Genomic DNA, 11,327 nt, shown 5'->3' with positions numbered 1-11,327 from the left:
GCGAAGAAGGCCAGCATGTCACGCCGGCGCAGTTTCTTGCGCAGCACCGGTTGCTCCGCTGCGTCAACCCCATGCAGCTGGAAAACACTCTTGGACGTATCCACTCCAATTCGGATAATCTCGCTCATGGACGGCTCCCTCGTCTGAGATCTAAACCGACCTCATTCTGGCACACTGATGCCGTCGGGGGCCGTCCACCCCAACAGACGCTGCGCATTCCGTGTCGCATGGGCCCCGGCTCTGCAGCGCATCGCCGAAATGGCGCTGCGCCGCGTCCGGGGCACGAGCGCGGCGCGTTCGCAGCAATGACGGCGAACGTCGCAACACGTCACGCATGCCACCCACGATGCCATTCTGCCAGTGTTTTGCCCGACGCAGCAAGCCGTTTCGGCAAGGCCGAAATTTCACGAGGTTTTTCAACCTCATCTCTACTGTGCATGGGGTTGTTTTCGCAGTTTTCGTTTTTGACCCCGCCGCGCGCGGCGGAACCCGCTCCGCCTTCCGCGGGTTCTATCCTCTGTGGCCCCGACACCGGGGCAGATGAAGGGGGAAAGACACCTGCATGCGATCGCGCCTGCTCCGACCGGTCGGCCTTGTCCCCGCGGCGCTTGTCCTCACCACCATTGCGGCCGGCGCCGAAGCCGGCAAATCGGCCGGGCCCTCCGAGTCCCTCCTGATCCTGCAGATCGTGCTGCTGATCGCGGTCGGCCGCGGCCTCGGCGAGCTCATGCAGCGGATCGGCCAGCCCTCGGTGATCGGCGAGCTGCTCGCCGGCATCATCCTGGGGCCGTCACTGTTCGGCTGGGTCTGGCCGGAGGCGCAGCACGCGATCTTCCCCAAGACGCCCGAGCAGAAGGCGATGATCGACGGCATCGCGCAAGTGGGCATCCTGCTGCTGCTGTTGCTGACCGGCATGGAGACCGACCTTAAGCTGGTCCGCAAGGTCGGCAAGGCCGCGATCGCGATCTCGATCGCCGGCATCCTGGCTCCCTTCGCCTGCGGCTTCGCGCTCGGCGAGTTCCTGCCCGATGCGCTGCTGCCGGATCCGCAAGCCCGCCTGGTGGCGTCGCTGTTCATGGGCACGGCGCTGTCGATCTCCTCGGTGAAGATCGTCGCCGTGGTGGTGCGCGAGATGAATTTCATGCGCCGCAATGTCGGGCAGATCATCGTCGCGACCGCGGTCATCGACGACACCATCGGCTGGATCATCATCGCGGTCATCTTCAGCCTGGCCTCGCACGGCACGCTCGACATCGCCTCGGTAGCCAGAGCGGTGCTGGGCACGCTCGTCTTCCTCGCCGTCAGCTTCACCATCGGCCGCCGCCTGGTGTTCCAGTTGATCCGCTGGGCCAACGACAATCTCGTCAGCGCGGCGGCGGTCATCACCGTGATCCTGCTGTTGATGAGCGTCATGGCGTTGATCACGCATCTGATCGGCGTCCACACCGTGCTCGGGGCCTTCGTCGCGGGCATCCTGGTCGGCGAATCTCCGATCCTGACGCGGCAGATCGACGAGCGCCTGCGCGGGCTGATCTCGAGCTTCTTCATGCCGGTGTTCTTCGGCCTCGCCGGCCTCAGCGCCGATCTCTCGGTGCTGCGCGATCCCAACCTCTTGATGCTCACCGGCCTCCTCGTCGTGATCGCCAGCGTCGGCAAGTTCGGCGGCGCCTTTGTCGGCGGCACCGTGGGCGGGCTGAATGCGCGGGAGTCGCTGGCGCTCGCCAGCGGCATGAACGCGCGCGGCTCGACCGAGGTTATCATTGCCACCATCGGCCTTTCGATCGGCGTGCTCAGTCAGAACCTGTTCACGATGATCGTGACCATGGCGATCGTGACCACCATGGCGATGCCGCCGATGCTGCGCGCGGCGCTGGCCAGGCTGCCGATGAACGAGGAGGAGAAGGAGCGGCTGGAGCGGGAAGAATTCGAGAAGCGCGGCTTCATCGCCAATCTCGAGCGTCCGCTGCTGGCGGTGGATGAAAGCCCCAATGCCACCTTCGCCGCCCACGTCACCGGCCTGATCGCCGGCATGCGCGGCCTGCCGATCACCGTGCTGCATATCGGCGAGCGGCCTAAGGAGCAGGAGAAGGACCGCCATGAGAGTCACGAAGCCGTGGTCAAGAAGGCTGCCGAAACTGTCTCCGCAAATCGCGATGCCATCGACGTCGTCACCCGCACCGGGCGCGCGGAGCTCGGCGAGACCATTGCCGACGAGGCGCGCAAGGGCTTCGACCTCCTGGTCGTCGGCATCGCCAAGGCGGCTGCCGCCAAGGACCGTTTCGATCGCAAGATCGACGACATCGCCGCAACGTTCGAAGGACCGCTCGCGATCGTCGTGGGCAAGGGCAAGCACCTGAAGCAGCCAATGCCCGATGCGCTCAACATCCTCGTTCCCGTTTCCGGCAGCGCTGTTTCCAAGCGCGGTGCCGAAGTCGCGGTGGCGCTGGCCGGCTCAGGCTCGCTCCGGGTGATCTATGTGGCGACCACGCGCGACAAGGGCGCGCAGCGTGGGGTTTCGCGCGGGCTGAGCCAGGAGACGGGCATCCTCAAGGACACCAGCGATCTCGCCGCCCGCTACGACGTCGACATCACCACCACGCTGCGGGTGAACCGGGCGCCGGAGGCCGCGATCCTGCGCGAGATCGACACCACCGACGTCGACCTCGTGGTCATGGGCGTCGACCGCATCCAGGCCGACCATCTCTCCTTCGGCGGCGTCGCCGACGCCGTGCTGAGGCAGTCGAAGGTGTCCGTGCTGCTGGTGTCGAGCGGCGAGGCGCAGCGGCCGCCCGCGGAGAAGGCTTAGATCTTGAGGGTTGAATCCGATCGCCGCCGCGCGGGAGGTGCGCTCCCTCTCCCGCTTGCGGGAGAGGGTCGGGGAGAGGGCTTTCTCCTCAGAGAGATTCCCGATGAGGAGAGAACCCTCTCCCGGCGCTGCGCGCCGACCTCTCCCGCAAGCGGGAGAGGTTACACCGAGCGCGCGGCACGGCTGATCCGACTCAACGGCTCTTAAGACTTCATCTCCGCCACTGCCTTCGCCTTCGGCGCCTTCTTCGACGCCCGCCAGTTCTCGAAGCGCTGCACCACCACGAAGAAGGCCGGCACGAACAGCACCGCAAGGCAGGTCGAGGCCAGCATGCCCGAGAACACGGTGATGCCGATCGACTTGCGGGCGCTGGCGCCGGCGCCGGTCGCGAGCACCAGCGGCACCACGCCGAGGATGAAGGCGAACGACGTCATCAGGATCGGCCGGAAGCGGGCGCGCGCGGCTTCGATCGCGGACTCCAGGATCGGCTTGCCGTCGCGGCCGTGCAGCTCGAGCCCGACCTCGACGATCAGGATGGCGTTCTTGGCCGAGAGTGCGATCAAGAGGATCAGGCCGATCTGGCAATAGAGGTTGTTGTCGATCTTGAGCCCGGAGAGGATCAGCATCGGCCCGAGCAGCGACAGCGGCACGGCGAGGATCACCGAGATCGGCGCGTACCAGCTCTCATACTGGCCGGCGAGCACGAGATAGACCAGCAGCATGGCAAGGCCGAACACCCAGTAGATCTGGTTGGAGACGGCCTTCTCCTGGTAGGACATCGCGGTCCATTCATAGCCGGTGCCCGGCGGCAGCGTCTTGTCCGCGATCTCCTCCATCAGCTTCAGCGACTGGCCGGAGGAGTAGCCCTGCGCCGGCAGGCCGATCACGGTGGAGGATGGATAGAGGTTGTAGAGGCTGATCAGCGACGGACCGGTGGCCGGCGTGATCTTGGCGACGGTGCCGATCGGGATCATGTCGCCGTTCGAGTTGCGCACCTGCATGTTGGCGATGTCGCGCTCGGTGACGCGGAAGGCGGGATCGGCCTGGGTGTAGACCTGGAACACGCGGCCGAACTTGTTGAACTGATTGACATAGGACGAGCCGAGATAGGTCGACAGCGCCGAGAACACCTGGTCCGTCGTCACGTGCAGGGTCTGGGTCTTGACGCGGTCGATCTCGACGTTGAATTGCGGCACCGACGAGCGGAACGAGGACTGCACGCGCTGCAGCGCGCTCTGGCTCTGGCCGTTGCTGACCATCGCACCGGTGATGGCCTGCAGCTTGGCGAAATCGCTGTTGCCGTCGCGCAGCTCGACCTGCATCGAGAAGCCGGCAGCGTTGCCGATGCCCTGGATCGGCGGCGGCGGCAGCACGATCGTACGCGCCTCCATGATGGTCGCGAGCTTGTCGTTCAGCCCGTACACCAGTGAGCGCAGATCCTCGCCGGGTCCTTTGCGCGCCTCCCAATCCTTCAGGATGATGTAGGCGACGCCGGCATTGGCGAGGCTGGCGCTGTTGTCCAGCGCGGAGATGCCGGCGATGGTGATGACCTGCTGGACGCCCGGGGTGTCCTTGATCAGTCCGCTCGCTCTGTCGAGCACGGCTTGCGTCCGCTCCAGCGCGGCGCCGTCGGGCAGCTGCACGGCGGCGATCAGGTAGCCCTGGTCCTCGATCGGCAGGAAGCCGGTCGGCACCCGCGACAGGCCGTAGCCGCTGGCTGCGATGACGAGCAGCGCGAACGCGACCGAGATGGTGGCGTGCTTCACGAGGAACGTGATCAGCCTTGTGTAGCCGCGCTCGACGCGGTTGTAGACCGCATTGAAACCCCTATAGAAGAAATTGCGCTGCTCCGGCGGCACCGCCGGCCGCAGCCAGAGCGCGCACTGGGTCGGCTTCAGCGTCGCCGCGTTGATGGCGGACAGCAGCGCGGTCGCGGCGATCACCAGCGCGAATTGCGAGTAGATTCGTCCCGTGAGCCCGGCAAGGAACGAGGCCGGCAAAAACACCGAGATCAGCACCAGGGTGATGCCGACGATCGGCGCGAACAGCTGGTCCATCGCCCTGATCGCGGCGTCGTGGCCGTTCATGCCCTGCTCGATGTTGTGGGCGGCGCCTTCGACCACGACGATGGCGTCGTCGACCACGATGCCGATCGCGAGCACGATCGCGAACAGCGTCGACATGTTGATGGTGAAGCCGAGCGCCGCCATCGCGGCGAACGCGCCGATGATGGTGACAGGCACGGTCGTCGCCGGCACCAGCATCGCGCGCCAGTCCTGCAAGAAGACGAGGATCACGACCAGCACCAGCAGGCCGGCCTCGATCAAGGTCATGTAGACCTCGTGCACCGAGGCTTCCACGAACTTGGTGGTGTCGAACGGCGTGTCGTACTTGATGCCTTCGGGGAAACGCTTGGCGAGCTCGGCCATCTTCCTCTCGACGGCCTGCTCGACCTGCAACGCATTGGCGCCGGGCGACTGGAACACGCCGATGCCGACCGCCGGTTGCTTGTTGAGCGAGAAGATCTGGCTGTAGGTCTGCGCCCCTAACTCGACCCAGCCGACGTCGCGCACCCGCGTGACGTCGCCGTTGGTGCCGGACTTGACGATGATGTTCTCGAACTCTTTGGCGTCGTCGAGCCGTCCGTTGACGTTGAGTGTGTACTGGAACGCCTGTCCCGGCGGCGTCGGCGGCGCGCCGACCTGGCCGGCCGAGACCTGCTGGCTCTGCTGCTGGATCGCCTGGATGACATCCTGCGGCACGAGGCCACGCACTTGCAGCTTGTTGGGATCGAGCCAGATCCGCATCGAATATTGGCCGGCGCCGAACACGGTGACGTTGCCGACTCCGGGGAGACGGGAGAGCTCGTCGCGAATGTTGATGGTGGCGTAGTTGCTCAAGTAAAGGCTGTCGTACCTCGAATCCGGCGAGGTCAGCGTCACGAACAAGAGGATCGAGGTCGACCGCTTCTGCACGGTGACGCCCTGGTTCTGCACCGCCTGCGGCAATTGCGACAGTGCGCTGGAGACGCGGTTCTGCACCAGCACCTGCGCGAAGTTGAGGTCGGTGCCGATCTTGAAGGTCACGGTCAGCGTGTAGGTGCCGTCGGAGCCGCTGTAGGACTGCATGTACAGCATGTCCTCGACGCCGTTGACCTGCTGCTCGATCGGCAGCGCCACGGTGTCGATCACGGTCTTGGCGCTGGCACCGGGATAACGCGTGGTGACCTGCACCGTCGGCGGCACCACGTCGGGGTATTGCGCAATGGCGAGGTTGAACAGCGCCACGCCGCCGATCAGGATCATCAGGAGTGCGATGACGTTCGAGAGGACCGGCCGCTCGATGAAGAATTTTGAGATCATGGCTGGCGCCCCCTCACTTGGCAGATCTCACTTGGCAGACGCCTGCGGCTGCTCGATCTTCGTCACCTGCGGGTCGATCTTCTGGCCCGGGATGACGCGCAAGAGCCCAGCGATCACCACGCGATCCTCCGGCTTCAAGCCGCTCTCGATCACGCGCAGGCCGTTGTCGACGGGGCCGATCTGCACCTTGCGCTGCTCGACAATGTTGTCGCCATTGACGACGAGGAGATAGCGGCCGCCCTGGTCGCTGCCGAGCGCGGTATCGGGGACGAGCAGGGCGCTCTTCTCCTGGTCGAAGGGTACGCGGACCCGGACGAAATAGCCGGGCAGCAGCACCCGCTTGTCGTTGGGTATGACGCCGCGCACCGCGAGCGTGCCCGTCGATGTATTGAGGGTTGGCGAGACATAGTCGAGGTGGCCTTCATGCGGATATCCAGTCTCGGTCTGGAGGCCCACCTGGACTGGCAACTGTTTGAGGTCGGCGACGGTCAGCCCGCGGCGGGCCGCTTCGGCGCGAATGCGAAGGACATCCTGCTCATTGACCGTGAAGTTCACCCAGATCGGGTCCATCGCGACGATGGTGGCGAGCTGGGTCGGCGAGGAGACGCCGACGAGCTCGCCGATCGAGACCATATGCGCGCTGACGATACCGTCGAACGGCGCGGTCACCTTGGTGTAGCCGTAATTGACTTCAGCGAGCTTGGTGTTGGCCTGGGCCTGCTGGAGATTGGCCTGGGCGTTGTCGCGGTTCGAGGTCGAGGTGTCGAGGGTGGATTGCGAGACCGCCTGGCGCTGCACCAGCTCGACCTGCCGCTTGTAATCGGCTTCGGCCTGCTTGACCGTGGCTTGCGCGCCGACCTCCGCGGCCTTCGCCTGCTCGACCTTGAGCTTGTACGTCTCCGGCTCGATCGTGAACAGCTGGGTGCCCTGCTTGACGAAGCTGCCGTCCTGATAGTCGATCGTTTGCAGGAAGCCTTGCACGCGCGCAACCAGATCGACGCTCTTGATCGGCGCGGTGTTGCCGGTGGCCTCGATATAGCGCGTCACCGCACGCTGCACCGGCGTCGCGACGTCCACCTTGGGCGGCGGCGGCGCCACGAACGTGTTCTTGTCCTCGCAGCCGGCGAGCACGATCACGGCGGTTGCCGTCACCAGGGCCCGCCCGACATGTCTCCACGCTTGCTTACGTCGTGCGGGAGATGCGGGATTCGCGCGTGTCATTCGGTGGCCCCCGGTTGCTATCTGTCGGTGCGGCAGGCTAGCAACAAATGCCCGGGCGTGGAACACCATAGCCATGGCAGTTGCAGGCCTTGCATGGCAAACGGCGGCGTGCCCTTTGGCAGGTTTGTCATGACAAAGGGCCTTTCACTGAGCGCATGATCGACCAGAATTATACTAAGGGCGGAGCGACCACGACCAACGGCACGCTGCGCAAGGCCTACGACAACAATGCCCGGAAGGATTCGCCGATCCGGACGGGGCAGCATGGCCACAATCCGGCCTCCGCAGCTCATCCTTCGAGACGCCCGCCGCTGGCGGGCCCTCAGGATGAGGACTGAGTGCACGGCACTAGTGTCAACGAGCACCGATGCCGCTAAGCCTCATCCTGAGCCCCCAGCGCCGAAAGCGGGCGCTGCACATGGAACCATGAACCACCTGCGAGACGTCGTCTGACAGGTGGTTCATGGAGAGGAGACCGCAAAGCGGTCGTCTCGAAGGACGAGGCGCTTGCTTCGATGTCACCGCGAAGCATATGCATTAGTCCTGCTCATCGGTCGGCTTGCGGCGTCGGATCGCAGTCGCACCCGCCGTCAGCGCCCTTTGATCTCCGCGTATTTCGCCATCGCTTTCTCGAACTTCCGGTTGAACAGCCACATCGCGCCGAGGATCTCGCGGAAGCTTGCGGACGTGCGCGCGCGGTCGGCCTGTCCGAAGGCAAAGATGCTGTTGTTGCGCAGGTGCTTCATGATCGTGGGGCTGGACACCCTGTAGTTCAGGAGATCGCCGGACTTGAGTGCGGACCGCGTCGGGGTGGGAACGATCTGGATCAGCTCGAACAGCTTCATCTGGTCGATCGGGTCAGGCAGCGTCTTCACGATGGCGGGGATCTCGTGGAATACATCCGCATGCGCGTTCATCAGGCCGTCGCGCACGTTGGTCCAGTGGTTGAAGCGGTGATCGGTGCCGCGGGCCCGCGCCTCTTCCTTGTCGTCGCGCGCGCTCAAGCCCGGATCGATCGTGGCGATGTCGCCCTTGATGGCCCCCCATTTCCGGCGGCCATTGCGGTCTTCGGAGGGACCGGTCTGGAAGCTGCCCATATAGGTGTTCGAGCGTCCGTTGCGGACGTTCTGCTTGCCGTTGGTTTCTGCAAAGAACAGCCCGAGGCTGATGCGGCCCGCAGCGGCTGCGTGATCGGGTGCAAGCCCCTTGGCGCGCGCGATCGCAACCGCGAGATCGACGACGTCCTTGAACGGCGTTGCCGAGTTCTGTGCATTGGCGGGCGGCGCCTCCATGATGTCGAACAGCTTTGAATATTCGTCGACCAGCGGCTCGATGTCGGCATCGAAATAGGCCGGAGGAATCTCGAACTTGTTCGGCCGGCCGATCCGCGACGGCATGACGTCGGTGAGGTCCTTGTAGCTGCTGATCACAGCGACGCGCGCGAGATAGAGCGCCTGTCCCGGCAGGTTCGGCAGCGGCTCCTTCGCCTCGATCTGGCGCCGCCGCTCGGCGAGGATGGTTTTGAAATCGCCGAGCGCGCGCTCGTAAGCTGCGAGCGCCTCCGACTGCTTCGGCGTCGGCGCGGCCTTCTGCGCAACGGCGGGCGCCGCGACGAAGAAGGCAACAGCCGCAAATGCCACGGCGGCAAGTTGTCTCGATCCCATGGCTGGTTCCCGTCGATTCGATGGCCAGCGAGATCGTAAACGTCAGACGCGGGCAGCCGCAATTCTCCTCTCACGCCGTGGCCTGGTAGTCCGGCGCCGAAGCCAGGAACTTCGCATAGGCATCCGCATCCGGCGGCGAGAAGCGCCCGGCAAGCCCGCCGCGCTTCTGGTTCTTCGCGCCGATGTCGGCCATCAGCTCGTCGAAATGGCGGTAGTGATAGGGCGCGACGCAGAGGCCGCCATAGACGCCCGCGGCCGGCCGCTCGACGCGCTTGAAGTGCAGCATCATCTCGATGTTGTCGCGCATTGCTTGCGCCGTCGGCTGGTTGGCGAGCTGGCCGTCGGCATAGCGCACCAGCCAGTTGGCGGCGAGATCGGCGCAGAGCACGGTGCAGAACGACGAGTTGAAGCCGACGAAGCCAAGCTCCGGCAGATCAGGATTGGCGATCAGACGATAGAGCCGGTACTGCCCGTCGGCATCGACCAGTTTCTGCCGATACGCTTCGGGGAGGAACGGCACGCCGAGCTTGTAGCCGATCGCGAGCACGGCGACGTCGGCACTGATGCGCTCGCCGCCGCTCATCACGATGCTGTCGCCGTCATAATGATCGAACGTGCTGAACACCGCCTTGATGCGGCCGTCGGCGACCATCGGATAGAAGCCCGGCGTTGCGATCGGCACCGAGCAGTTGACGCCGTCCTCGATCCGCTCCTTCGGCACCATGTTGCAGCGGCCGAGCTTGAGCTGCGCCTTCAGCAGGCTTTCCAGCCCGCGCCAGTTGGCCCAGACCAGCGGCGCGGCGATGCGGTGCGCGAGCCGCGCCATTGGACTGGCGCCCCAGCCCGGAAACATCTCCTCCTGCGCGCGGATGTAGAGGATGCGCTTGAAGTTCACGAGGCCGCCGATGAAATAGGGGATGCGCCAGACCGGCTCGCGCATCACGATGGTCACCTCGCGCGCGCCTGACTTCACCGCGTTCACGGCGATGTCGGTCGCGGACTTCGAGCCGCCGAGCACGACGACGCGGTGTCCCTTCGCCAGCGCCGAGTCGCCATATTTCGACGAGTGCAGGATCTGGCCGCCCTGCGCCAGGAAAGCGTCCTCGCCGGGGCAATGCAGCTCACGCGGCTCGTTGAACTGGCCGGTGCAGACGGCGACGAAATCGAAGTCTTCCTTCGACGTGCCGTTCTTGTCGCTGAGCCCGAGCGTCCAGCCCGGCTTGCCGTCAGCGCGCCGTTCCATGCCGGCAACCTCGGTGTCGAGGCGCAGCATGCGGTCGAGGCCAAAACTCCTGGCGTAATCGGCGAGATAGGCATGGACCTGCGGCCCACTCGGCCATTCCGGATAGGCGTCCGGCATGGCGCGGTCTGTGTAGCGGTAGAGCTCCTTCGGGCTCTGCGTCTGCACCTCAGGATAGGAGCGCACCGGCTCCCAGACGCCGCCGAGATCTGAGCTGCGCTCGACGATGGTGACGCGGTGGCCGCGGGTGGCGAACGCTTTTGCGGCGGCAAGGCCGGAGACGCCGGCGCCGATCACGCAGACATGTTTTGGGCTGACCATGGGGTTGCTCGCAATCGATGGGTTTCGCGCGCATGCGGCCAGGTTCGGCCGCAAGGCGCGGCCGGCCGAGCTGCAGGCAGATGGAAGTGGGCGAGGAGGCTGCCGCCTAGTCGTTGGCCTCGGGCGGCAGGAAATCGACCTCATGCAGCGCGGAGATACGCACGACCTCGGCAGGGTCGGTCAGATTGTTCAACTGGTTGAACAGCGCCTCCAGCTTCTGCATCGGCGAGACCCAGAACAGCGCGCGGCACGGCTTGTCGGACTTGTTGAAATAGCCGTGCGGAATGCCGCGCGGCATGCGCACGAGGTCGCCGGCATGGGCCTTGACCCATTGACCGTCGAGCTTGAGGTCGAGCGTACCCTCCTGCACCAGGATGAACTCGTCCTGGGTCGGATGGATGTGCACCGGCACGAACTGCCCGGGATCGCTGTTGGTTTCGAACGCGAAGGTGGAGTCGGTGACGGCCTTGGGGAAATAGACCTGGCCCAGGATGTTCCAGCTCTTGCCGCCATAGCCCGTGCCGTTCGCAGTAATGCCCTTTTCGAGTGCAGTCATGGCTTGCTCCTCATGGATTCCGGCGGGGACGGAGCTTCCGCCAGCTGCAGGCCGCCTGTCTATCCGCTAAACGAATCCCGCGCGGCTATTGCCATGCAGCACGACGATTTTGCGGGCGCGGCCCTTTTCGCATGCGGGGAACTATTATAGGCTTAAA

Annotated in this window: 6 protein-coding genes and 1 pseudogene; 1 reads left to right on the top strand and 6 read right to left on the bottom strand. The window is 65.1% G+C overall.

Annotation, left to right across the window (positions count from 1 at the left end; genetic code table 11):
- Window positions 1-128 (bottom strand): annotated as a pseudogene (locus tag CVM73_RS30515) (IS110 family transposase); the annotation flags it as partial.
- Window positions 129-562: 434 nt separating this feature from the next.
- Between CVM73_RS30515 and CVM73_RS30510 the strand changes: the two are divergent.
- Window positions 563-2,806, top strand: coding sequence for a cation:proton antiporter domain-containing protein (locus tag CVM73_RS30510; protein ID WP_100235484.1), 2,244 nt, complete (start codon window positions 563-565; stop codon window positions 2,804-2,806).
- A 203-nt stretch (window positions 2,807-3,009) separates the two neighbouring features.
- On the opposite strand, the gene CVM73_RS30500 is transcribed toward CVM73_RS30510, so the two are convergent.
- The 5 genes from CVM73_RS30500 to CVM73_RS30475 form a co-directional block, all read right to left on the bottom strand.
- Window positions 3,010-6,168, bottom strand: a complete 3,159-nt coding sequence (locus CVM73_RS30500; protein WP_100235482.1) for an efflux RND transporter permease subunit — start codon at window positions 6,166-6,168, stop codon at window positions 3,010-3,012.
- A 27-nt stretch (window positions 6,169-6,195) separates the two neighbouring features.
- Window positions 6,196-7,389 carry an efflux RND transporter periplasmic adaptor subunit gene (locus CVM73_RS30495; RefSeq protein ID WP_167407147.1) on the bottom strand — a complete coding sequence of 398 codons (1,194 nt, stop codon included), beginning with the start codon at window positions 7,387-7,389 and terminating at the stop codon, window positions 6,196-6,198.
- A gap of 590 nt (window positions 7,390-7,979) precedes the next feature.
- Entirely contained in the window at window positions 7,980-9,053 is a 1,074-nt protein-coding gene (locus CVM73_RS30485; RefSeq protein ID WP_100235480.1) for a hypothetical protein, read from the bottom strand.
- Between the two features lie 70 nt (window positions 9,054-9,123).
- The gene (locus CVM73_RS30480; protein WP_167407146.1) at window positions 9,124-10,614 is read right to left on the bottom strand and encodes a flavin-containing monooxygenase; all 1,491 of its coding nucleotides are present in this window, start codon (window positions 10,612-10,614) and stop codon (window positions 9,124-9,126) included.
- A gap of 106 nt (window positions 10,615-10,720) precedes the next feature.
- Complete coding sequence (locus CVM73_RS30475; protein ID WP_100235478.1) at window positions 10,721-11,170, bottom strand: cupin domain-containing protein; 450 nt, start codon at window positions 11,168-11,170, stop codon at window positions 10,721-10,723.
- Window positions 11,171-11,327 lie beyond the last annotated feature (157 nt).

Origin of the sequence: Bradyrhizobium forestalis (assembly GCF_002795245.1) — a bacterium.
Lineage (GTDB): Bacteria > Pseudomonadota > Alphaproteobacteria > Rhizobiales > Xanthobacteraceae > Bradyrhizobium > Bradyrhizobium forestalis.
The sequence above is the reverse complement of the archived record's forward strand: the minus strand, read 5'-3'. Positions and strand labels throughout refer to the sequence as shown.

Bases quoted from the DNA above. Each gene is read 5' to 3' on its own strand.
- CVM73_RS30485 (WP_100235480.1), bottom strand. From the start codon at position 9,053: ATGGGATCGAGACAACTTGCCGCCGTGGCATTTGCGGCTGTTGCCTTC.
- CVM73_RS30510 (WP_100235484.1), top strand. From the start codon at position 563: ATGCGATCGCGCCTGCTCCGACCGGTCGGCCTTGTCCCCGCGGCGCTT.
- CVM73_RS30480 (WP_167407146.1), bottom strand. From the start codon at position 10,614: ATGGTCAGCCCAAAACATGTCTGCGTGATCGGCGCCGGCGTCTCCGGC.
- CVM73_RS30500 (WP_100235482.1), bottom strand. From the start codon at position 6,168: ATGATCTCAAAATTCTTCATCGAGCGGCCGGTCCTCTCGAACGTCATC.
- CVM73_RS30495 (WP_167407147.1), bottom strand. From the start codon at position 7,389: ATGACACGCGCGAATCCCGCATCTCCCGCACGACGTAAGCAAGCGTGG.
- CVM73_RS30475 (WP_100235478.1), bottom strand. From the start codon at position 11,170: ATGACTGCACTCGAAAAGGGCATTACTGCGAACGGCACGGGCTATGGC.